This window comes from Rhizobium sp. 862_C5_N1_2, from assembly GCF_051811205.1.
In the GTDB taxonomy this organism is placed as follows: Bacteria; Pseudomonadota; Alphaproteobacteria; order Rhizobiales; family Rhizobiaceae; genus Rhizobium; species Rhizobium leguminosarum.
Genome location: NZ_JBPWPT010000001.1, coordinates 1,544,226 through 1,566,924, shown reverse-complemented (window position 1 = coordinate 1,566,924; position 22,699 = coordinate 1,544,226). Strand labels below are relative to the sequence as shown.

The window sequence follows — 22,699 nt, the reverse complement described above, 5'->3', positions numbered from 1 at the left end:
AACGCCGGAACTCAGGGCCATCCTTGATCCCCATCAAGGAACAGGAGTACGGTCCGGTGCATTCCTTTCCTCGCGCAAGCCATTTCAGCGCAAGGAGAATTGATATGTCTTACAAAACCATTCTCGCCATTCTCGATACATCAGACAATAGTGCTGCGGTTGCCGATTTCGCCTTTGCCTTCGCCGCTGAAAGCGGCGCCCACGTGATCGGCCTGCATGCCGAAATCATCTCCGCCGTGCCGCTGGTGGCGCCGATGGAAATCCCCGATCCCGTCGCCGTGCAGGCGCTGCAGGACATGGCGCACAGCGAAACGATTGCGGTTGAGCGCATCTTCAGGTCGAAAGCGGAGGCATCAGGCGCCTCCTCCGAGTGGCGCAGCTTTGCCACATCAACCGGATACGGCTCCGCACCGCTAATCGAAAGTGCGCGTAGCGCCGACCTCTTGATCGCCTCACAGGCCGACCCGGCCAGACCTTCCGACAGCCACGTCGACGTCGACAGCTTCCTCTTCGAAAGCGGCCGGCCGGTGCTGATGATCCCCTTTATCATCCGCCAGCCGAAGCCGATCAAGCGCGTGCTGATCGCCTGGAACGGCTCGAAGGAGGCGGCGCGCGCGACCTTCGACGCGCTGCCGATCCTCAAAGCCGCCGACGAGGTGGAGATCTTTTCGGTCGATCCGGCCGACACGGCGCTGCAATCGCCGCTGACAGCAGGCGCCGACATCGCCGCGACGCTTGCGCGTCATGGCGTGAAGACGACGCTTTCGACGGCGCAAAGTGTGGACAAAAGTGCGTCCCACGTCATCGAAAACAGGCTATCGGACAGCAGCATCGATCTTCTCGTCATGGGCGCTTATACGCATTCCTGGCTCTGGCAGATGATCTTCGGCGGCACGACCAAGACCCTGCTGCAATCGATGACGGCACTGACCCTGTTATCGCGTTGATTGGCTGCTCTTGCCTTTTGCCGGCAAATCCCGCTAATTGCGGCGACCGATGACAGCTTCGAGCCTCGGCCCCATCTCGCGCAGTTCCGGCTGCGCGATTTGCGTTTTGCCAATCGCCGCTTCAAGCCCGTCCGGTCGCCGGCAAACGGCGTGTCGTTTTTTCATGCCGCGGAGCAGCCCGATGTCCCTTCCCGATAAAGCCTTTCCCGTTTCCTGGGATCAGTTCCACCGCGATGCGCGCGCGCTTGCCTGGCGGCTTGCCGGCCTTGATCAGACGTTCAAGGCGATCGTCTGCATCACCCGCGGCGGCCTCGTTCCGGCAGCGATCATCTCGCGCGAACTGAACATCCGGCTGATCGAGACCGTCTGCGTCGCGTCCTATCATGACTATGTGAACCAGGGGGACATGGTGCTGCTCAAGGGCATAGCGCCCGAACTTCAGGAAAATGGCGGCGAAAGCGTGCTCGTCGTCGACGATCTGACGGATACCGGCAAGACCGCCGCTCAGGTGCGCACGATGCTGCCGAAGGCACATTTCGCCTGCGTCTATGCCAAGCCGAAGGGCGTGCCGACCGTCGACACCTTCATCACCGAGGTGAGCCAGGATACCTGGATCTACTTCCCTTGGGACATGGGCTTCACCTATCAGGAGCCGATCGCCAAGGGCGCGCGCTGATCGCAACGCGCATCCTTCGACTTTACCACTTGAAATTGTTCCAGATTTTGTCGGCGAGGTTTTCTGAATCCGCTATCGGGATCTGCACATCTATTTTATCTTATTCGCATAAACTCGGCAGCTGCGAATCGCGTCAAATTGCGCTTAAAGCGTGCAGCAAACGATGCGATATAAGGAAGCAAGATGGCGCGGTGGGGGCATATCGGGGCAGTTGTGACCGTCGGGTTGGCGACCTTTCTATTTCCGCTGGCGCCTGTCCGCGCTGAGCCAGCCTACATTCCCCTCGTGCGCGACTACGTCGAGAAGCAGGTCCGGCCGATGGTGGAAACGCCCTTGGTGCTGAAAGCCATTGCCGAACAGAATGCGAAATTCGGCAATGTCAGCGAAATGGATATGCGGGTGCTCGACGAGACCTACCGGTCGGAGGTCGATCAGCACCAACTGCACATGGTCACGCTGCTGCTCGACAAATCCGTGTCGCATTACCTGAAAGCCAGGCAGGACACCTCACAAGGGGCGATCCTCGAATTTTTCGTCACCGACTCGCATGGGCTGAACGTCGGTCAGAGCACCGTCACCGCCGACTATTGGCAGGGCGACGAGGAGAAATATCTCAGAACCTTCGCCAACAGCTCCCGGGAGATCTTCATCGACCGGGCCGAACGCAACGAATCCACCCAGAATCTCGAAACGCAGGCGAGTTTCGTCGTCATGGACGAAGAGAACAGGCCGATTGGCGTCGCCATCGTCACCATCGCCATCGATGCGCTCTGACAGGCACTTGCACCCGTGCGAATCGGCATGCCCATTTGCACCGGAAATGCCATCACAAGATTTGCCGCGGGACGCTTTTTTGCCGTTCCGACGTTTTCCTTAGCCGGCAACACCTGCAAGCCATTGTAATATCAGCGCTCCCCGGCTTTCCCCAATCTCCACAGGCGCATCCACAACATGTTGTGGTTAGCAATCAATTAAAAGCCAGCCCTTGACGGAATCAGCTGTTTCAAACTTTAATGTTTCTGATGTTGCGGCGGCGACAGGACCGGAGGTAACGAGCCCGGTTCCCTTTTGAAAATTAGGACGCGGAATCAGGGCGATGGACCGGGAACGGTTCAGGCCTGACAGGATTTTTGCGCGGTTTTCAGCCTCCAAAAAAAGTGACATCGGGGCTGGCGATAATAAGCTGTTAATACTATATTTAGTGTTTGCAGCCACCATCACCACAAGATACAGGAAGATCATCTCCGGATGACACCCCTGTCACGATACGGAAACGAGACTGGCTGCGCGACGACAAAGTGCCGCCGGATAGGAATTTTGCGCCCCGGTCGCGGGGACCGGGCGCCAACACGAGGTCAAGACCATGCGCATCGAACGTCGTTTCACGAAGGCCGGCCAAGGCGCCTATGCGGATATCGAATTCCGCAAGGCGACGAGCGAGATCAAGAACCCTGACGGTTCGGTCGTGTTCCGCCTCGAGAATATCGACGTTCCCGCGCAGTTCTCCCAGGTCGCGACCGACGTTCTGGCGCAGAAGTATTTTCGCAAGGCCGGCGTTCCCACCCGGCTGAAGAAGGTCGAGGAAAACGATGTTCCTTCCTTCCTGTGGCGCTCCGTTCCCGACGATGCTGCGCTGAAGACCCTGTCTAAGGATGAGCAGACCGGCTCCGAAATCGATGCGCGCCAGGTCTTCGACCGTCTTGCCGGCACCTGGACCTATTGGGGCTGGAAGGGCGGCTATTTCTCCTCCGAGGAAGATGCCTCGGCCTTCAAGGACGAGCTTGCCTACATGCTCGCCACCCAGCGCGTCGCCCCGAACTCGCCGCAGTGGTTCAACACCGGCCTGCACTGGGCCTACGGCATCGATGGTCCCGGCCAGGGCCATTTCTACGTCGACCCCTTCACCGGCAAGCTGACCAAGTCCAAGTCGGCCTATGAACACCCGCAGCCGCATGCCTGCTTCATCCAGTCTGTCGAGGACGACCTCGTCAACGAAGGCGGCATCATGGACCTCTGGGTGCGTGAGGCGCGCCTCTTCAAATACGGCTCTGGTACCGGTTCCAACTTCTCGATGCTGCGCGGCGAAGGCGAAAAGCTTTCCGGCGGCGGCCGTTCCTCCGGCCTGATGAGCTTCCTGAAGATTGGCGACCGCGCCGCCGGCGCCATCAAATCGGGCGGCACGACGCGCCGCGCCGCCAAGATGGTGGTCGTCGATATCGACCATCCCGATATCGAGGAATACATCAACTGGAAGGTCAAGGAAGAGCAGAAGGTCGCGGCTCTCGTGACCGGCTCGAAGGTCGTCGCCAAGCATCTGAAGGCGATCATGAAGGCATGCTTCAACTGCGAAGGCGGTGACAACGGCGATTGCTACGATCCCAACAAGAACCCTGCCCTGAAGCGCGAAATCCGCGCCGCCAAGAAGGACCAGGTTCCTGAGAACTACGTCCAGCGCGTCATCCAGTTCGCCCGCCAGGGCTACAAGGATCTCCAATTCAAGACCTACGACACGGATTGGGACTCGGAAGCCTACCTCACGGTATCCGGCCAGAACTCCAACAACTCCGTCTCGATCAAGGACGACTTCTTGCGCGCCGTCGAGAATGATGGCGAATGGAACCTGACCGCCCGCAAGGACGGCCGCGTGATGAAGACGCTCAAGGCCCGCGATCTCTGGGAAACGATTTCCTACGCTGCCTGGGCTTCGGCCGATCCGGGCATCCACTTCAATACGACGATGAACGACTGGCACACTTCGCCGGCCGGCGGCCCGATCCGCGGCTCGAACCCGTGCTCGGAATACATGTTCCTCGATGACACGGCCTGCAACCTTGCCTCGCTGAACCTGCTGCAGTTCAAGGACAAGGCTACCAAGCGCATCAACATCGCCGATTACGAACATGCAGTTCGCCTGTGGACGGTCGTGCTCGAAGTCTCGGTGATGATGGCGCAGTTCCCGTCGAAGCGCATTGCCGAACTCTCTTACGAATACCGCACGCTCGGCCTTGGCTACGCCAATATCGGCGGCCTGCTGATGTCGTCGGGCATTCCCTATGACTCCACTGAGGCCCGCGCCATTGCAGGCTCGCTGACCGCGATCATGACCGGTGTCTGCTATGCGACCTCGGCCGAAATGGCTGCCGAACTCGGCCCGTTCCCGAACTTCGCGCCGAACCGCGAGAGCATGCTCAGGGTCATTCGCAACCATCGCCGCGCCGCTCATGGCGAAACCTCCGGCTATGAGGCCCTGTCGATCAACCCGGTCGCGCTGATCCATTCGGAAAACCCGGACCAGGATCTCGTCGCCCACGCCAAGTCGGCCTGGGACAAAGCGCTCGAGCTCGGTGAACAGCATGGCTACCGCAATGCGCAGGTCTCGGTCATCGCGCCCACAGGCACGATCGGTCTCGTCATGGATTGCGATACCACCGGCATCGAGCCCGACTTTGCCCTCGTCAAGTTCAAGAAGCTCGCCGGTGGCGGCTACTTCAAGATCATCAACCGCGCCGTGCCCGACGCGCTGCGCACGCTCGGCTATTCCGAAAGCCAGATCGCCGAGATCGAGGCCTATGCCGTCGGCCATGGCAATCTGAACCAGGCGCCGGCTGTCAATCCATCGACGCTGAAGACCAAGGGCTTCACCGACGAGAAGGTGGAAGCCGTCAACGCCGCGCTGAAGAGCGCCTTCGACATCAAGTTCGTCTTCAACCAGTGGACGCTGGGCGCCGACTTCCTGAAGGAGACGCTGAAGGTTTCGGACGAACAGCTGGCCGACATGAGCTTCAGCCTGCTCGACCATATCGGCTTCTCGAAGAAGGACATCGAAGCGGCCAACATCCACGTTTGCGGTGCGATGACGCTGGAAGGCGCGCCTTTCCTGAAGGCGGAACACCTGCCGGTCTTCGATTGCGCCAATCCCTGCGGCAAGATCGGCAAGCGCTACCTCTCTGTGGAAAGCCATATCCGCATGATGGCGGCTGCCCAGCCGTTCATCTCGGGCGCAATTTCCAAGACGATCAACATGCCGAACGAGGCGACCGTCGAGGATTGCAAGAACGCCTACATGCTCTCCTGGAAGCTTGGCCTCAAGGCCAACGCGCTCTATCGCGACGGCTCGAAGCTGTCGCAGCCGCTCAATGCCTCGCTGATCGAAGACGAAGACGACGAGGATGCGCTGGAGGAACTGCTGCAGGCGCCCTTCGCCGCCCAGGCCGTCACTGTTACCGAGAAGATCATCGAGCGGGTGGTCGAGCGTGTTTCCCGCGAACGCGAGAAGCTGCCGAACCGCCGCCAGGGCTATACCCAGAAGGCCGCCGTCGGCGGACATAAGGTCTATCTCCGCACCGGCGAATTCGGCGACGGCCGCATCGGCGAGATCTTCATCGACATGCACAAGGAAGGTGCTGCCTTCCGTGCAATGATGAACAATTTCGCCATCGCCATCTCGCTCGGCCTGCAATATGGCGTGCCGCTCGAGGAATATGTCGAGGCCTTCACCTTCACCAAGTTCGAGCCGGCCGGCATGGTCATCGGCAATGACGCGATCAAGAACGCCACGTCGATCCTCGACTATGTCTTCCGCGAGCTTGCCGTTTCCTATCTCGGCCGCCACGACCTGGCCCATGTCGATACGTCTGATTTCTCGAACACGGCACTCGGCAAGGGCATCCAGGAAGGCAAAACCAACCTGCTCTCCACCGGCTGGACCCGCGGCTACAAGCCGACACTGGTGTCCGGCACCGGCGGCGAACGCCAGGCAGGCGAACCCAAGGGTGCTGCCACATCAGCCCCTGCCCGCGCCGCCTCCACCGGCACCGTGACTGCCTTTGCAGGCAGCGCTGCCCGCAAGCTGGAGCCGACGATTGCCGTCTCCACCTCCGAAATCGTTGCCTTCAAGCGCGACTACGAGGAGCGGGCCAAGGAATTGGCGGAAGAGATCGCCGAAGAGGTGACCGAGGAAATCACCAGCGACGCAACGGCACTCTTCTCCGACAAGGCGGCAGCCGACGCGGCAACGGCGAAATCCGAAGCGAAGAAGCGTGAAGCCGAGCGCCGCCAGCGCTCGATCATGCAGGGCTATACCGGCAACATGTGCTCGGAGTGCCAGAATTTTACGATGGTGCGGAATGGCACCTGCGAGAAGTGCGACACGTGTGGTGCGACGAGCGGGTGCAGCTGAGTAGGCTCTTCCTACTCTTCGGTTCTAAAAATATCGTGGGAGGTCCGGGCAACCGGGCCTCTCATACTTTCATAAACAATATTGAAGTTGGAACTTTGGGGCCCTTCAGCTTCGCCGCCGAAGGGAGCCAGAAACAACCGATCATCGTACCGGTCGATACGTTCGTTCTTCCTCAGGCTTAATGTAGGATTTTCGACTGCTGGGGCAATCTCGCCGGATCCCGCTGGCCCCGCTTTAACCGGCCCCCGGCTTTCGTTTAAAAGGGAAGAAAGTCGAACAGGCGCTTGCTGGCCCTCGCCGCCCAAGCCGGCTTCACGGTTCCGGCAACCAATGGCGGGCCGGACGATGGAGCCAAGGGCGATTGATAGAACCGGTTGAGCATCGCGTCGCACACGTAGTGCCCCCAGTTCGTCAGATACTCCGTCTCCTTCGCGCCCAGAAAATGGAGATAGGTGCCGACCTCCGAGGGAACGACCGACGACGGCGGCAGCGTGTAGGACGCGTTGGGCTTGAGCTCGACGTCCTTGCTGTCGATCGACCAATAGACGCCGCGCGTTCTCGCGCGCAGAGCCGATTTCGCGAGATCGTCGAGGCCAAGCCTATCAGCCTGTTTTGCGGCCTTGAAGCCACCGATCAGGTCTCGGCGCCTCAACGACCGCACCTGATTGTCGGTCGTATCGAGAACGCGCTTGAGCTGGGAGAGATAGTTCCAGTATCCGTGGGTCGAGGATCGCCAAGGCGCTCCGGCATCGCTGACAAACAAGCAATCGCAGCGTTTCAGCGCCGGCTCGATGCCGTGATTGTCATAGATGCCACCGTCGCTCAATATTACCCTGCCCGGAGCAGCCGGTTCGCCAACGGTGTCATCGAGTTTTTCCCTTTTCCAGGAAAACTGCGATAGGTCCAGTCGCAGCGGTGACAGCACGGGCGGGAATGCCGCCGAAGCGGCAACCGCGGTCGCGAGCGAAAGTGTCGGTTGAAACGACACCCCGATCCTGTAATCCGCGAGATAGCGGTTGGACATCCGGAAGAGTGAACCGGTGCTGAGATTGCTGGAGCAAAATACGAACCAGGGCGATCTCGGAAGATCGCTCAGGCTTGGTGATTTTCCGTCGAAGAGATGCCGCTCGTAGAGTTTAGCGGCTTCCTCCGCCGCGCTCGAGAAGGGGTTGAACACGCCCTTCAGGAAGCACGGCCCATCCGCGAACACCTGACTGAAGGCCAGAATGCGATTGAGGTATTCAGTCTTGAAGTTGACGGCGACCTCGTTCTCGAAGATCAGCCGTGGCCACACATAGGCCAGCAGGCCGGATGCGATAGATCCGCCCGAGACCGACGAGATCATATCGAGTTTCGCCAGAAGACCGGCCTCGTTGAGTCTCGCAAGCGATCCCGCATGGAAAAGCATGGCCCGATAGCCGCCGCCCGAAAGGCAGAGGCCGAGTTGGTAGCGCTCGGCCGGCTTGTCGGGTTCGTCAGAACCCGGCAGGACGGTGTTCGATCGGGAATGTTCGTTTTCCGACATGCTCGGCCTCACTCAGGAATCTGAGTTTCCCAACATTTCTTCCTCCGGGCAAACCAACGGTCGCTCGTCTTTGGGCCTGCGCTCTACTGACTCGTATATCGGCGGGAGTTGGCATCGCATTTGTGCCAATCCCAATTTATTCCGGCCTCGTCCTTATGGCCGTAACACCAGTCCGCGCGATTGAGCAGCGGACCGAGTTCGTCGCGCCGTTTGCATGCCCGTAGCGTCTCAGGCCCGTCGCGATCGACACTCGTGCGGCAGATATCGTCCAGTCCTGTCCACTGATGGATCAACCGATCCGGTGCCTTGGCCCCCTTGTCCGTGGCGAGCACCTTTCCGGTCTCAGACTCGATCTGTAGAGAGGCCGTGTTCCACACGAAAGAGAATTCCGCCATCCCGGCGGACGTCTTACCCGTGTCCCTGTTTCCGGCAAACCACTCGACAATTCCCGACATTTCGCATTTTCCGGCACAGCTGGCAGTTACGGAGCCCGGCTTGACGCTGTAGATGCGCTCCGGCCAGCGTTGGGCGAAGGCTGCCTTTTCCTTCAGGACGGCGTCTTTGTCGACCGAGTTTCCGAAGAAGGAGACCTCGTCGGCATAGACGCCCTTCATAAAGGCCAACGCCGAGGCACTGTCTTTCGACCATTCGTCATTGTATCGGTTGACGAAATCAACCGCCTCCGTGGTCAGGTCGCCGGGTTCGGAGGCGGCCACCTCCTCGGAAGCGCTGGGGTCTGACGGCATGTCGGCGGGTGTTGCGCTCTCCTGCGGTGCGGCGCCTGGCCGGGGCGGCGCGCTTTCCTGCGCCGAGGGCATATCCTCGGGCGTGTTGATGTTCCAGTCTCGCATTTCCGCAGCGGTGAGATACCGTATATCGGTGCTGTCGATCGACAGGCTGAGCTGCAGCAGATTGGGGCTTACTCCCATGTCGGTGAGATAGCCGATGATCTCGCCGGTCATCAATTGAACGGTCGAGACTGCCAATTTGTTGTCCATGGGGACATCGTCGGATAGGGAAATCCGATGCACGCCGATCGAGCCCGGCTCGGCGAACCTTTCGACGCCACCGACGAAGGCGAAGGCGCAAGCCGATGCACATTCCAAGGCTCTGATCTGGAGCGTTCTCGCATTCAGTGCGCGGATGGCGCGGCCGAACCTGATCGCGGTGACCACGTTTCCGCCGGGCGAGTCAAAGCTGATATAGTCCGCTTGGTACTGCGTGTATTCGTCGACAAGCTGCGTCGGATCGTCGGAGAATTCAAACACGCCCTTTATCACCAGACCACGTCCCGGGGCGCCGTCCACACGTTGGTAGGAAATTGCTGCATGCCCCTCTCCGGCCATGGCGACGAACGCCAGCAGCAGCGATATCAACGAGACGGATTTGCGCATTCTTACCCAGCCCTCGAGCACCTGTATATCTCCTGTCGTCATTCGCAGCATAGCTTGGCAGCTCTGTATAGCCGGATGATGAAATCACCTGCCCGTGAAGCCCGACCTCATCGGCGACCGCCGACGCCGATTACGGTCAGAAGAACAATAGCTTCGCAGAGAATGTTAATACCGATCAATGCACAAGGGGCGATCTTCTGGCAAGCGGCACAATCAGAAGTGATGAGACAAGGTAAACGCCGGTTCCTCGCACAATCGCGAGATCCCTGTCCGCATTCGTCGGGACGCGCCGGCTGAACGCCAGCAGTTCGACGCGATGCCATCGATATCCGCCGCGCTTGAAATCGACCATATTACTTCCCGAGCGGCGGGCGTTGTAGACCGATGCAATGAATATCGATTATGTCACCTGCATCCAAGCATTCGACCAACGAGGCACTTCGTGACTTTTGCCTATGACAATCACGCCCTCGATCTGAGGAGCGATGCCGATTTCTTCTCCCTCCTCACCGAAAGCTACCGGCGCATCACCGGCCGTCGTCTTGTCCAGGACGGGCATGGGCCAGACTGGCTCTACAACGATGCATCCTTCGTGGTCCTCGCTCACAACACCGCGCCCGACCCGCGCTTCATCTACGCCAACCGCACCGCGCAGAACTGCTTCGAATATAGCTGGGATGAATTTACTGCGCTGCCGTCGCGGCTTTCGGCCGAGCAGCCTGATCGCGCCGAGCGCCAGCGGCTGCTGGACGCCGTCACGCACGATGGTTTTGTCGACAATGCGCGCGGTCTCAGGATCGCGAAATCGGGGCGCCGTTTCTGGATCGAGGATGTGACCGTCTGGCAGCTCATCGATGAAACCGGGAAGCGGTTGGGCCAGGCTGCGATATTCCCTTCGTGGCGGGACGCGTAATGTCGCCGTCCCGGGGGGGAGCGGCAAACGTAGCTTAGCGGTTCTTGCTATACGCTCTCTGCTCCCTCATTCCTGTCCTCGGACTTGATCCGAGTTTTATCGCAATGAAGCTACGGTTTCACGCGGTCAGGATGCGCCGCCTGAAATGCCGGCAGTTTGGCGCATTTGGCGTCGATATCGACGATGCCTTTGAAAGCGGTCATATCTACTCCCCAGCGGCGGGCGTTGTAGACCTGTGGAACCAGACAGAGATCCGCCATCGTCGGCCTGTCGCCAAAGCTGAATGCTCCATCAAATTCGCCGATCATGGCTTCCAGTTTGCGCAGTCCGTCGGCAATGAAATGCTTCATCCATTCCTCGCGGGCATCGGCCTTATCCGTCATGGTCATCAGATGCGACACGACATGCAAGTTGCAGATCGGATGGATGTCCATGGCGACCGCATAGGCAAGGGCGCGGACTTTCTGGCGATCGGCAATGTCAGGTGGCAACAATCCGCATTCCGGCCGAAGCTCGGCCAGATATTCGATGATTGCCAGCGACTGGGTCAGTGTTTTCCCGTCGATCACCAATGTCGGCACGAAGCCCTGCGGGTTGAGCGTGAGATAGTCCGGCGTCCTGTGCGCGCCCTCCAGCAGGTTGATGGGCACGGTCTTATAATCGATGCCCAAGAGATTGAGCGCGATGCGGACGCGATAGCTCGCCGATGATCGCCAGTAGTCGTAAAGAACGACCTCGTTCATCGCGGGTCGGCCCGTTGGTATTTTTCGACAGTCTGCTCGATCGCCCCGAAGATCGAATGACCGGCCTTATCCTTCATCTCTATGCGGACCTGATCCCCGAACTTCATGAAGGGAGTCCTCGGGGATCCGGTGTCGATGGCCTCGATCATCCTGAGTTCGGCGATGCAGGAGTAGCCGTCTCCTCCCTCTTCCACCGGCTTGCCGGGGCCGCCGTCGAGCTTGTTGGACACTGTTCCCGAGCCGATAATCGTTCCGGCCAGGAGGTTACGGGTTTTGGCGGCATGGGCGATCAGTTGGCCAAAATCGAAGGTCATGTCGATACCGGCGTTGGCTTTGCCGAATGGCTTGCCGTTCAAGCTCACCAGCAGCGGAAGATGTAGCTTGCCGCCGTCCCAGGCATCTCCGAGCTCGTCCGGCGTCACCGCGACCGGAGAAAATGCCGATGCCGGCTTCGACTGGAAGAAACCAAATCCCTTTGCCAGTTCGCCCGGGATCAGACCGCGCAGCGACACGTCGTTGACGAGCATCAGCAGGCGGATGGCGCCGCGTGCGGCTTCTGGGCTGGAACCCATGGCGACGTCGCCGGTAATGGCCGCGACCTCGCCTTCCATGTCGATCCCGTAAGCCTCGTCAACCGCCACGATCGGATCGCGCGGCGCGAGGAAAGCGTCCGACCCGCCTTGATAGATCAGCGGATCGGTCCAGAAGCTTGCAGGCATCTCGGCGCCGCGCGCCTTACGCACCAGTTCGACATGGTTGACGTAAGCGGAACCATCGGCCCATTGGTAGGCCCGCGGCAAAGGTGACGTAGCGTCATGTTCGTGAAACCGGATCGTCGGCTGGGCTCCGGTCTCGACGCCTTCGGCAATCAGCTGAAGTCTCGGAGCCACATGCTCCCAGTCGTCGAGCGCCGCCTGCAGGGTCCGGGCAATGTGACCGACCTCCGAACAGCGGGTCAGGTCGCGGGAAACGACGACGAGCCGGCCGTCCCTCGTGGAGTCCTTCAAGGTCGCAAGCTTCATATCTTAATTCCAGTGCCGGAGGGTGTCTTTGCTTGATGCATCACTTGAGCCCGGGGGTTCCGTCGAACTTGCGTTCCAGGCCGTCCCAGCACTCGAGGTAATTATCCTGCAGCGTTTCGAGCTCGGCTGCGTATTTCGTCAATTGCTGCGGGTACCTGGTCTCGAACATGAAGGCCATGGTGTGGTCGAGCTTCACCGGTTTGAGCTCGGTATTGGATGCCTTTTCGAAGGCAAGCGCGTCCGGCCCGTGGGGAAGCATCATGTTGTGCAGGCTCATGCCGCCCGGCACGAAGCCCTCCTCCTTGGCGTCATACTGGCCATGGATCAGGCCCATGAACTCGCTCATGATGTTGCGGTGGTACCAAGGCGGACGGAAGGTGTGTTCGGCGACCAGCCAGCGCGGCGGAAAAATCACGAAATCGACATTTGCCGTGCCGGCATCTTCGGTGGGCGCGGTCAGCACCGAAAAGATCGACGGATCGGGATGGTCGAAGCTGATGGCGCCGACCGGAGAAAATGTCCGCAAGTCGTATTTGTAAGGCGCGTAATTGCCGTGCCAGGCGACCACATCGAGGGGCGAGTGGCCGATCTCCGTGACATAGAATTTTCCGCACCACTTCACATGCACGCGGCAAGGCGTTTCCTTATCCTCGAAAGCGGCGACAGGTGTCTTGAAGTCACGCGGGTTTGCCAGGCAGTTGGCGCCGATCGGTCCGCGGTCCGGCAGCGTGAATTTGGCGCCGTAATTCTCGCATATATAACCCCGCCAGACCGTCTGCTCGCCGCCCTTGAGAACCTTGAACATCATGCCACGCGGGATGAGACATATTTCCAGGGGCTCGACATCGATGATGCCCATTTCGGTGAACACTCTGATGGCGCCGAGCTGCGGCACGATCAGCAGTTCACCGTCGGCGTTGAAGAAGTAATCGTCGACCATGTCCTCATTGAAGACGTAGGCATGGGCTGACATGCCCACCTGGGTGGTGGCATCGCCTGCCGTCGTGACTGTCCGCACCCCTTCGAGAAAGGTCAGTCTCTCCGCGGGCGCGGGGATGGGATCCCAGCGAAGCTGGCCCAGAGGAAGCGAGTGCTCGTCGAGGCAAGGCGCCGTTTTCCAGAGCGGATAGGATGCGTTGGAGAAGCGGCGGGTGTGACGCACGCTCGGGCGAATGCGATAGAGCCAGGACCTTTCGTTCGTCCCGCGCGGCGCGGTGAATGGCGAGCCGGAAAGCTGCTCCGCATAAAGACCGTAATTGCATTTCTGCGGGCTGTTCTGACCCTGCGGCAAGGCACCGGGAAGCGACTCGGTTTCGAAGTCATTGCCGAACCCCGGCATATATTTCAGCCTGTTTGCCGTCGCGGCTTCACCGTCGGACGTCTGGATCGATGTCTGGTCCATTGCTCCACTCCTCCCGTAACCCTCCTGCGCCGCGCACCTTTCCAGACGCGCGGCGCTGCAGAGTTTACTCCGCTGCAGTCCCGATGACACCACGCTTGATCTGATCGGCCTCGATCGACTCGAAGAGAGCCCGGAAATTGCCTTCGCCGAAGCCCTCGTCACCCTTGCGCTGGATGAATTCGAAGAAGATCGGGCCGATGACGGTCTTGGAGAAGATCTGCAGCAGAATTTTCGTCATGCCGCCATTCACCACGCCTTCACCGTCGATGAGGATGCCGTGCTTCTTCATGCGCTCGATCGGTTCGCTATGGCCGTTCACGCGTTCATAGGACATGTCGTAATAGGTCTCCGGCGGACCCGGCATGAAGCGCAGGCCGTTGTCGGCAAGCCTGTCGGTGGCGTCGTAAATGTCCTCTGTTCCAACGGCGATGTGCTGGATGCCCTCGCCCCGGTACTTCTTTAGATATTCCTCGATCTGGCTGGTGTCGTCCTTCGATTCATTCAGCGGTATGCGGATCTTGCCGCAGGGCGAGGTGATGGCGCGGCTCACCAGGCCGGTGATGCGGCCGTCGATATCGAAGAAGTGGATCTGCTTGAAATTGAACAGGTTGCGGTAAAAATCCCACCACTTGTCCATGTTGCCGCGGAAGACGTTGTGCGTCAGATGGTCGAGATAATAGAAGCCGATCCCCTGGGGATGCGGGTCGCGCTCGCCAAGCCAATCGAACTCGGCTTCGTAAGCCGATCCCTTTTCCCCATAGGTCTCGACGAAATAGAGCAGCGAGCCGCCAATGCCGACAATCGCCGGGACGTCGAGCGCCTTGTCGTCTCCCTCATAGGGAACCGCACCTTTTGATACCGCGTGGTCGAAGGTGTGCTTGGCGTCGACGACGCGCCATGCCATCGATGGGGCGCAGGGGCCATGGTTTGCGACGAAACGGGCGGCATGACTGCCGGGTTCGGCGTTCAGGACATAGTTGATATCACCCTGGCGCCAGACGGTGATGTCTTTCGTCTTGTGCCTGGCGACAACGACGTAGCCCATGCGTGTAAAAAGCTCGCGCAGTTTCTCGGGCTCGGGATGGGCGAATTCGACGAATTCGAAGCCGTCGGTGCCGGCCGGATTGTCGGCGGTGATTTCCGAGGGCGGCGCATCATGTGGGAAGGGACCCATTTTCTTTCCTCCAGAGGAGATTGCATTTCTATGCAAAGTGTGGCCCAAAACGCGTGCAAAGTTCTTGCATTCTTTATGCTCTAGGAAGAGATTATGCACGATCCGTGAGTATTTTGGAGATTTCGTGCAATGGATGAACCGCTCGACAAATTGGATTTGCGCCTGCTCCAGGAACTTCAAAAGGACGGCAGGTTGACGAACAACGAGCTGGGGGAGCGGATTGCGCTTTCACCGTCGCAATGCTCTCGCCGGCGAACGAGACTCGAGGCTGAGGGATATATCCGCAGCTACCGCGCCTACCTCGATCGGCAGAAGTTGGGTCTGGATATGCTGGTGGTTATTTCAGTGACGCTTGCGACCCATAACAGAGACAATGCCCGCCGGTTTTCGCAACTGATCAACGGACTTCCGGAAGTTCTCGAAGCCTATGCGCTAACCGGTGAAATGGACTATCACCTGACGGTCGCGACCCGCGGGCTCGCCGACCTCTCCAAATTCGTCAACGACGTTCTCCTGCCCCACGAATCGGTGCAACACGTGAAGACGTCGATCGTCCTCGATACACTGAAGACATTCGAAGGCTTTCCAGTGCTCATGCCGGGCCATTGACATGGCGACAGCACGTGGTGATGTGACGGTATCGCCCTGCGCAGATATCTAAATCAGAGCGGCAGTTCGGTCGAGAATTTCAGCTCGCGCAGCACAAAGCTCGAGACCACTGTGCGCACATGCGGGTTGCGCATCAGATAGCGGGTCATGAAGGCTTCGTAGCTTTCCACGTCGCTTGCCCTTATCTTCAGCATGTAGTCGAAGGCGCCTGATAGGGCATAGCACTCCATGATTTCCGGCCGCTCCAGCACTACCGAAGCGAAAGACGCAACCGCCTCTTCGTGGTGATCCTCCAGCGTCACATGCGCGATGACGCAGAGCTTGAGATCGAGTTTGCCCGGATCGAGCAGGGTCACCCGCTTGCGGATGACGCCGTCGGCTTCCAGCTCCTGGATTTTCCGCCAGGCTGAGCTCTGCGACATGCCGGCCTTTTCCGCCAAGTCTGCCAGCGAAAGGCTACCATCGGCCTGGACGAGTTGCAGAAGCTTTCGGCGAAAATTCCCAGGTTCTTTCATTTTATGCGTCACTTTCGGGAAGATTTGCCATCACTATGGCAATAGCCAGCATGAAAGAAAAGAAAATCCTCCAAACCCGGATCATAATGGCAGGAATAGAGCCGTGCCTGGGAGGATCAGCCTATGACCAAGGAAAGCAGCTATACCGCCAAACTGCCCGGCCCGGACGGTTTGTATGACTACACCCCGGACGAAGATGCGATATGGGGCGAACTCTATCGGCGTCAGATGAGGTTGCTGGCCGATACGGCCTGCCGCGAATATCTGGACGGCGTCAAAATGCTGGGGCTGAAGCCCGACAAGGTGCCTCAGCTTCTCGACGTCAACAGACGCCTGAACGAGACCACCGGCTTCGGCGTCGAAGGCGTGCCGGCGCTCATTCCGCCGTCGCGCTTTTATGAGCTTCTGTCGCAAGGCAAATTCCCGCTTGCAACCTTCCTGCGCCGTCGCGAGCATATCGACTATATCGAGGAGCCGGACCTGTTCCACGAGGTTTTCGGCCACTGCCCCATGCTCACCAACCAGAGCTATGCCAATTTCGTCCGGCATTTCGGCGAGACGGCCGTCCGCCTCGGCAAGGGCTATTCATGGCATCTGTTCCGCATCTTCTGGTTCACCGTCGAATTCGGCCTGATCAATACGCCGCAAGGCCGCCGCTGCTTCGGCGCGGGTATTGTCTCATCGCCAAGCGAAGCGAAGGCGGCAATGGAAGGCAAGGCGTGCGAATTCCGGCCGTTCGATCTGCTCAGCGTGCTGAGGACGCCCTACCGGATCGATATCCTCCAGCCGATCTACTATGTCATCGACAGCTTCGCCGATCTTGAAGCGATCGTGGAGCAGGATATCGAGGCCACGATCCTGAAGGCAAAATCACTGGGTGATTTCGCGCCGGCTTTCGAAGCCAAAGCTTCGTGAATCGCCGCAGGCAATACCTCGCGAGCGACAAGCCAGAGAAGAGTGGGATCGCGACGGATTCCCCCTCACTTCGGCGTGGCTGAACTTCGATTGACGAAATCCACCAGCACGCCTGGCTTGACCATACCGGCCAGCTCTTCGGCGTCCCAGTTCGTCAGCCGCACGCAACCGTGCGATCCCACCTTGTCGATGAGTTTGGGCTCCGGCGTCCCATGTATTCCATAGGTCGGCTCGGTCAGGTCGATCCAGACCGTGCCGACCGGACCGTTCGGCCCTTTCGGGATCGTCAGGACCTTGTCGTTCTTGCCCTGCTTGAAGTTGCGCTTCGGGTCGTATCGGTAGACCGGCATCCTGGCGACGCCCTTGACCTTATGCTTGCCCGACGGCGCCGGATTGTCTTCGCTTCCGATCGTCGCGGGATAGACGGCAAGCAGTGATCCGTCCCCGGCAAAGGCCAGCACCTGTCCCGTTTTCTTGTTGGCTTCGATCGTCTTGACCTTTCCTTCCCTCGGCGGGCCGGGGGTCACGACCCACACCGTATCGCCGGGCGCAAACTGCGAAGTGGGATTGAGCGCGTTTACCAGATCGATCCCCATGTGAAACCGCTCGGATAGCTTCTCGGCAACGCTCGTATATCCCAGGCTCTGCATCTTTGCCTTCTCGCCATAGTCTTCGGGGATCTTGTCAACGAGACCCTTGGCATCGTCGGCCGAGACGACGTAGCTCTCGACGATGGGGGCATTGCCTTCCAGCCGGGAGACGACTTCCGCATCCAGCCTGCCGTCGACGGGAAGATCGTTCATAGCCTCGAAACCGGCCACGGCCTTGTTGACGTTCTCGCCGGAGAGGCCATCGATCACGCCGGGAGACGCGCCCGCTCGGTCGAGCAAAACTTGAAGGCGGACGATCGCCGGGTCTGGATCTGCTGGAGCCGGCTTCTCCGCGCCAATGGAAGCAATCGAAGCGGTATTGATGGCTTCGGGTCGAAGTTCCCGCGCGGCGGCGCCGCCAACGGAAATGGCCAGGGCGAGCAGCGACATCGGCAGGGCTGTTTTCATGGACGACAAATGGCTGGAGCCGGAACTTGTTCCACTGCGCGAGAGCGGCCGGAGAATTTTGGCGACAGCTACGTCTTCAGCGGAACCGCCGGCTTCTGTTCACGATGATTTCAACGTCCAGCCTCAGTAAATTTCAGTACAACCGCCAGTTGATCAGAAGGAGCAAGCAGCGGTCACGGCGTCTTCGCTTGTTTCCTGGCTTCGCGCGACCTTGCCGTGCGACGGGTCGGCCTCAGTTCCTCGATCGTCGGCAGCCACCACGCGGCGTTCTGAACCGGAAGCATTTTCGCGGGCCAGGTGCGGATGAGTTCTTCGAGTGTGGGCACCCGCCAATATCCCCAGACGTGATCCTCGGTCACGCCGGGATAAAAGTCCGCAACGACACTCGGGTCGACCAGTTCGCCTGAGATTTCGCTAAAGACGACGATTCCATAGGCGGTGACCACAGGACGTCCTATTGGCGGCAGGTCGTCGCTCTGAAGCGGGTAACGGTGACGCTTTCGTTCCGCAGAGCGGAGTTTGCTGCGCATCTCCTGTTCGGTCCCCTTCCGCTCCTCGGCTCGACGTCGTCTCTCTTCCGGCTCGTTTCTGCGAGCCGCCGCCTCGATCTCGGGCCATCTGCGCCGGAGTTCCTCATAGGACCGGAAGGGAACGTGCCAAATCCTGAGATCGCCGTCCCACCGTGAGAATGGCACCTCGCGCAATTCGTCGACGACGGTCTTCGAATACGGCGTGCGGATTCGGAAGCCTGCCTTGCCGAGTTCGAGATATGGACTGTCGATGGGATCGAAGGCGAAGGCGTCGCGTCCCTTTGCGTCCGCATGGGCGTCGGCTTCGGACTCGATCTCGGCAAGCCATCGTCCGATGCGGCGGGACGCAGTCCGCCCGGGAACGAACCAGGCCTGGCGGGCATCGCTCCAGCGGGCACGGGGGAAGCGTCTTCGGAATTGCTCGACGGTCATCCTGTCGTAAGGGAAAGAAATGTCCGCGCCGGGCTTCGCACCGTCTTCGCCGGACGGAGCCTTGTCGTGATCAGCGGCGGATTTGGATTCGGTCATGGAAGGAGAACGCTAACGCGCAGCGATCGGTTTCCGATAAGGCGCTCGCTTGGCTGCCCTCTCAGTGAATTGTCTTCGACCGTTTCTCGGTATGCGAGATGTCATCGAGCGTCGCGATCAGCTTTTCGAACTCGCTCAAGACACGATTGAACTCGGCGTCCAGCATGTTGACGATTTCCGGTATCGTCGAGGACACGGACGCAATCAGCCTGTCGATCCAAACGCAGCGCTCGGCCGGCACATTTGCGAGAACCTCCCGCCGATGCGTCTTCAGCTCGCGGAGGATGCGAACGATAAGGGCTGCTCGATCCGCTCGGCTCAAGAGCGGAAGCCTTGTCTGCGCCTGCTGGATTTCTGTTATCAGCGCCGTTGCCATCCCCTGATCTCCAACACTCTAATACAACCGGGTATCACAACCGTAGCGTTTGCAACACGGACTTTAGTCTGATTCACCAGCATGGTGCAGCGTGATCCGCACCGCGCGACCACCGCCGATAATCAATTGCTCGTCGCAACGAGATCCGACATGTCGCAACTGCGCCGCGGTCCTTCCCATGGTTGATACGTATTGTCTTCCGGTCGATACGACTTGTAGCGAGCGGCGCACCGGGCTGCCGCCTGTGCATTCACTTTCGTGCCGACGCCTTGATCGGCCTCGGTGACAGCCCGCGGGAACGGCGAAGCGCAATCGCGGGTCTCACCGCTATAGGATCGATAGCTGTTGGTCGTGGGATCGAAAGAGCGATAACGTTCCCCACACCAGGCAAGATGCGCGGCCGAAAGTCTGGGCTGCGGTGTCTGAAGTTCGGCTGGCGGGCGAGCCGAATCGGGCCTTGCCGCTGACGCCGTGCTCGCCGACGCCTCGGTCACATAGCTGGAATAGAGAGGCGGAATTCGTTCATAGGGCTGCTGCCGAGGATCGACTTTTACCGGCGTCGTCGTCCATAGATCGCGCGCTGCGAGCTCCTTGAAGGCGTGAGGTTCGGAATCCGCCACGACATAGGATGCGACAGATGCGGCAGCGACGCAGGCCCCGACCGAGCTTAAGATGCCAAAGGCAACGGATGCGATGGCTTTCATTGTCCCGACCCCTGCTGTTGAACCTGTGGAACCCAGACACGGCCGGCGGCACTGCTATGTCGGCCACCGGTGGCGACAAGCACGGCGAGAATGCCGGCGATTGCCAGCAGGATGGCGATCAGCGGCACGGCCAGACCACCGGATTTCTCTTCGGAATAGATCATGTTCCTCTCCTCGCTGGCGCTCCGGCGGCGGGGGTCGCCGCCGGGGGCATCGGCTGTTTTTGGCCGCACGACGACGCTGCCGTCGGTCGTGCGGCGGTTCCCGGACTTTGAGCGATGATTTCCGGATGGAGGACGCGGCAGAGGCCGCGTGTAGGATCAGATCACTTGATGACCTGGATCACCTTGCGGGACGACGGTTCGACGATGACACGTTCATCATTGACCACCGCATAAGCATAGGTCGGGTCATCCGGAATAGGCGTTACGACAACCGTCTCCGGCAGGGGCTGACCGACGACAACCTTCTCCTTCACGACCACGCGCGCCGATGGTGCCGGAGCCTCGCGGACATAGGTGACGACCTTTTGCGGCGGCGGATCGATCACGGTTCCAACGACTGCGCCGGCAACGCCGCCGACAGCTGCGCCAACGGGGCCGCCGACGATCGCCCCAGTGACCGCGCCACCGGCGGCACCGTTGACGGTCGAGGACTGGGCGAATGCGACGCCCGACATGAGGGTCGCGGCAGTTGCCGCACCGACGATAAGCTTGGAGATCATTTTCTCCTCCTTCTGTTTCGAGGCGGCCTTCGTGACCGCTGCCAACCAACTAGCTGGACGCAGGGTCGTTCCACGCCTCAGACCTCAGTCTGATCGACCCCGGCCTTTGGTCCCAAACCCATTCCAAGGCCCGTTGCCGACGCTAATTCAAGATCGAGAACCCCGCATAATCGCGGGCATAAGCAGGAGATCGAAAGAGATGGCGCGATCCAACCGCCGGGAAGCCGGACGCAGGCGCCTGGCGATGCGTCTGCCGCATATGCGGAAGTTGATCATGGAAGCGCGCGACCCGTGGCAGCTGGAGCTCTTCGAAGCCTATCAGATGGCAGTCGAAGCCCGCGACTCCGTTCGAAGGCGACGGTTCAATCCGAACCTGGTGCTAGAGTACGACGAAACCTGTTTGGTGATCGAGCGGCACGTCATCTGCGCGATAGAGGAAGCCTCCTACGCGCACCAGTTGAAGTCCGACGAGCCGTCATACCCGGGCGGATAGATCTCTTGCGACGGTATCGCCTGATTGAGACGACAGCCTGCGCCACGGAGTCTTATGGTGCGCGGCAGGCGACGATGAGCGCGCTCATGCCGCCGCAAGGACGGGCTCCGTAGCGCGATTCCACGCGCTCGGCCACTTGAGCGACGATTTCCGGCATACGCTCCTCCGGCACCCGCCGTTCGACCTCTCCCCTGAGCGGAGTGCCTTGGCAGAACGCCGCAGCCACGTCGCGCGCGGTGGCCGCGACTGACGTCAATTCGACCCGATCGCAGGATACCGCGTCAAACCCCGCCGAAGTCAGCTGCGCCTTGATCGGATCGGGGTCGAAGTAGGAATATTGCAAGCGCCTGAAAAAATCCGGCGGATCCGACGGGAAGAGGCTTCCCAGGCATTCGTCCACACATCTTGCGAAGTCGTTGGCCTCGATTGAATCCCACGTCGAGAACAGGAAACGACCTCCGTTCCGCAACACTCTTTTGGCCTCGCCATAAGCCTTCAGCTTATCCGGAAAGAACATTACGCCGAACTGGCAGACGACGAGATCGAACATCGAAGACGCGAACGGGAGATCTTGCGCATCGGCGTGCATCCAGTGGGTCCGCGACATCGTCAGCGATGGTGCGCCAACGTCGATCATCGCCTGGCTGAGATCGGTGGCAACGATCTCCGTTGCCGGATCAAGCGTCGCCCGCAGAGCACGAGTCAAGGCGCCCGTCCCTGCCGCGACTTCGAGAACGCTGCCCGGCTTCAATCGCTCGGCGACGATCGCCATCTCCGAGGCATTGGGCTCGAAGAGAATCGGCACGAGATGGCTGTCGTAAAATTCGGCGACGCCTTGCTCGAACGGCTGGAGAGAAGCGATAGATGCGGCGCGGGCGCTGCCTTCGAAGTCCATGGAAATCATCACTCACAAGCCTCCAAACCCAAGTCGGTCGGCCAGGAAGTATGTCTGTATCTGCCGATGTCTACGGGGGTCAGACCTTGGTCCCAACCTCCTCCGACCGAAGTCCCGGAGGTGGAACGCGCATCGGACTCGCGCCGTTTCGAACGATACTGAAGGAGATCCGAACATGAACCAGAGTCATAGATCCAGAGTGAATGACGCCTGTAACGCGTCCGTCTTCGCCCTTGTTATCGTTCTGGCCGCCCTTCTCTACGTGTTTGGCGCAGCCATGTCGGGCGATACCGTCGGGCTGACCCAGAGCATAAGAGGCGCCGAGGTCTTCGACACCAGGAATGTGCCCTGACGCTGTTTGGAAAACTCTAAAGACG

General features: G+C 59.9%; 24 protein-coding genes. 9 read left to right on the top strand and 15 right to left on the bottom strand.

Translation table 11 applies throughout. The annotated features are described in order from the left end of the window. Positions 1-104: 104 nt before the first annotated feature. The 3 genes from ACD590_RS07925 to ACD590_RS07915 all read left to right on the top strand — a co-directional run bounded on the left by ACD590_RS07925 (position 105) and on the right by ACD590_RS07915 (position 2,397). Positions 105-947: a universal stress protein gene (locus ACD590_RS07925; RefSeq protein ID WP_018241715.1), complete on the top strand. Its 843-nt coding sequence runs from the start codon at positions 105-107 to the stop codon at positions 945-947. Between the two features lie 181 nt (positions 948-1,128). Beyond that, positions 1,129-1,623 carry a xanthine phosphoribosyltransferase gene (gene gpt / locus ACD590_RS07920; protein ID WP_018241714.1) on the top strand — a complete coding sequence of 165 codons (495 nt, stop codon included), beginning with the start codon at positions 1,129-1,131 and terminating at the stop codon, positions 1,621-1,623. A 183-nt stretch (positions 1,624-1,806) separates the two neighbouring features. Further along, positions 1,807-2,397, top strand: a complete 591-nt coding sequence (locus ACD590_RS07915) for a hypothetical protein (RefSeq protein ID WP_018241713.1) — start codon at positions 1,807-1,809, stop codon at positions 2,395-2,397. 186 nt (positions 2,398-2,583) lie between these two features. Here ACD590_RS07915 and ACD590_RS07910 read toward each other — a convergent pair whose 3' ends face one another. Further along, a complete protein-coding gene (locus ACD590_RS07910; RefSeq protein ID WP_439002396.1) occupies positions 2,584-2,865 on the bottom strand; it encodes a hypothetical protein in 282 nt (93 codons plus the stop codon). Between the two features lie 121 nt (positions 2,866-2,986). Between ACD590_RS07910 and ACD590_RS07905 the strand changes: the two genes are divergently transcribed. Continuing rightward, on the top strand, positions 2,987-6,802 hold the full coding sequence (locus ACD590_RS07905; RefSeq protein ID WP_439002395.1) for a vitamin B12-dependent ribonucleotide reductase: 3,816 nt from the start codon (positions 2,987-2,989) through the stop codon (positions 6,800-6,802). Between the two features lie 256 nt (positions 6,803-7,058). Here ACD590_RS07905 and ACD590_RS07900 read toward each other — a convergent pair whose 3' ends face one another. After that, a complete protein-coding gene (locus ACD590_RS07900; protein ID WP_247264405.1) occupies positions 7,059-8,327 on the bottom strand; it encodes a patatin-like phospholipase family protein in 1,269 nt (422 codons plus the stop codon). Between the two features lie 83 nt (positions 8,328-8,410). Next, positions 8,411-9,742: a hypothetical protein gene (locus ACD590_RS07895; protein WP_247264406.1), complete on the bottom strand. Its 1,332-nt coding sequence runs from the start codon at positions 9,740-9,742 to the stop codon at positions 8,411-8,413. A 421-nt stretch (positions 9,743-10,163) separates the two neighbouring features. On the opposite strand from ACD590_RS07895, the gene ACD590_RS07890 reads away from it, so the two are divergent. Beyond that, the gene (locus ACD590_RS07890; RefSeq protein WP_247264407.1) at positions 10,164-10,634 is read left to right on the top strand and encodes an MEKHLA domain-containing protein; all 471 of its coding nucleotides are present in this window, start codon (positions 10,164-10,166) and stop codon (positions 10,632-10,634) included. Between the two features lie 110 nt (positions 10,635-10,744). Here the strand turns inward: ACD590_RS07890 and maiA are convergent, their stop codons facing one another. The 4 genes from maiA to hppD form a co-directional block, all read right to left on the bottom strand. After that, positions 10,745-11,377 carry a maleylacetoacetate isomerase gene (gene maiA / locus ACD590_RS07885; RefSeq protein ID WP_018445721.1) on the bottom strand — a complete coding sequence of 211 codons (633 nt, stop codon included), beginning with the start codon at positions 11,375-11,377 and terminating at the stop codon, positions 10,745-10,747. Continuing rightward, complete coding sequence (locus ACD590_RS07880; RefSeq protein ID WP_247264408.1) at positions 11,374-12,399, bottom strand: fumarylacetoacetate hydrolase family protein; 1,026 nt, start codon at positions 12,397-12,399, stop codon at positions 11,374-11,376. Before ACD590_RS07880 ends, maiA begins: the two co-directional genes overlap by 4 nt. A 40-nt stretch (positions 12,400-12,439) precedes the next feature. Beyond that, complete coding sequence (gene hmgA / locus ACD590_RS07875) at positions 12,440-13,801, bottom strand: homogentisate 1,2-dioxygenase (protein WP_247264409.1); 1,362 nt, start codon at positions 13,799-13,801, stop codon at positions 12,440-12,442. Between the two features lie 64 nt (positions 13,802-13,865). After that, positions 13,866-14,975, bottom strand: a complete 1,110-nt coding sequence (hppD, locus tag ACD590_RS07870) for a 4-hydroxyphenylpyruvate dioxygenase (protein ID WP_130716247.1) — start codon at positions 14,973-14,975, stop codon at positions 13,866-13,868. 129 nt (positions 14,976-15,104) lie between these two features. On the opposite strand from hppD, the gene ACD590_RS07865 reads away from it, so the two are divergent. Next, a complete protein-coding gene (locus ACD590_RS07865) occupies positions 15,105-15,584 on the top strand; it encodes an Lrp/AsnC family transcriptional regulator (protein WP_003558671.1) in 480 nt (159 codons plus the stop codon). Positions 15,585-15,637: 53 nt separating this feature from the next. Here ACD590_RS07865 and ACD590_RS07860 read toward each other — a convergent pair whose 3' ends face one another. Further along, positions 15,638-16,099 carry an Lrp/AsnC family transcriptional regulator gene (locus tag ACD590_RS07860; protein WP_003547665.1) on the bottom strand — a complete coding sequence of 154 codons (462 nt, stop codon included), beginning with the start codon at positions 16,097-16,099 and terminating at the stop codon, positions 15,638-15,640. A gap of 123 nt (positions 16,100-16,222) precedes the next feature. Here ACD590_RS07860 and ACD590_RS07855 point away from each other — a divergent pair, with 123 nt between their 5' ends. Beyond that, entirely contained in the window at positions 16,223-17,014 is a 792-nt protein-coding gene (locus ACD590_RS07855) for a phenylalanine 4-monooxygenase (protein ID WP_439002394.1), read from the top strand. Positions 17,015-17,079: 65 nt separating this feature from the next. Here the strand turns inward: ACD590_RS07855 and ACD590_RS07850 are convergent, their stop codons facing one another. From ACD590_RS07850 to ACD590_RS07825, 6 genes are all read right to left on the bottom strand, one after another. After that, positions 17,080-18,081, bottom strand: a complete 1,002-nt coding sequence (locus ACD590_RS07850; RefSeq protein ID WP_247264412.1) for a L,D-transpeptidase family protein — start codon at positions 18,079-18,081, stop codon at positions 17,080-17,082. A gap of 164 nt (positions 18,082-18,245) precedes the next feature. Beyond that, the gene (locus tag ACD590_RS07845; protein WP_247264413.1) at positions 18,246-19,130 is read right to left on the bottom strand and encodes a hypothetical protein; all 885 of its coding nucleotides are present in this window, start codon (positions 19,128-19,130) and stop codon (positions 18,246-18,248) included. A 61-nt stretch (positions 19,131-19,191) separates the two neighbouring features. Continuing rightward, positions 19,192-19,506: a hypothetical protein gene (locus tag ACD590_RS07840; RefSeq protein ID WP_018241698.1), complete on the bottom strand. Its 315-nt coding sequence runs from the start codon at positions 19,504-19,506 to the stop codon at positions 19,192-19,194. A 122-nt stretch (positions 19,507-19,628) separates the two neighbouring features. Further along, positions 19,629-20,210, bottom strand: coding sequence for a BA14K family protein (locus ACD590_RS07835; protein WP_439002393.1), 582 nt, complete (start codon positions 20,208-20,210; stop codon positions 19,629-19,631). Further along, positions 20,207-20,374, bottom strand: a complete 168-nt coding sequence (locus ACD590_RS07830) for a hypothetical protein (RefSeq protein ID WP_018241696.1) — start codon at positions 20,372-20,374, stop codon at positions 20,207-20,209. The genes ACD590_RS07835 and ACD590_RS07830 overlap by 4 nt, the downstream gene beginning before the upstream one ends. Before the next feature lie 161 nt (positions 20,375-20,535). Beyond that, entirely contained in the window at positions 20,536-20,934 is a 399-nt protein-coding gene (locus ACD590_RS07825) for a DUF1236 domain-containing protein (protein ID WP_026230571.1), read from the bottom strand. A gap of 199 nt (positions 20,935-21,133) precedes the next feature. On the opposite strand from ACD590_RS07825, the gene ACD590_RS07820 reads away from it, so the two are divergent. Next, entirely contained in the window at positions 21,134-21,427 is a 294-nt protein-coding gene (locus ACD590_RS07820; protein WP_047622352.1) for a hypothetical protein, read from the top strand. Between the two features lie 52 nt (positions 21,428-21,479). Here the strand turns inward: ACD590_RS07820 and ACD590_RS07815 are convergent, their stop codons facing one another. After that, positions 21,480-22,331: a class I SAM-dependent methyltransferase gene (locus ACD590_RS07815; RefSeq protein ID WP_247266187.1), complete on the bottom strand. Its 852-nt coding sequence runs from the start codon at positions 22,329-22,331 to the stop codon at positions 21,480-21,482. A gap of 166 nt (positions 22,332-22,497) precedes the next feature. On the opposite strand from ACD590_RS07815, the gene ACD590_RS07810 reads away from it, so the two are divergent. Next, a complete protein-coding gene (locus ACD590_RS07810) occupies positions 22,498-22,674 on the top strand; it encodes a hypothetical protein (protein WP_018241692.1) in 177 nt (58 codons plus the stop codon). The last annotated feature ends 25 nt before the right edge of the window (positions 22,675-22,699 follow it).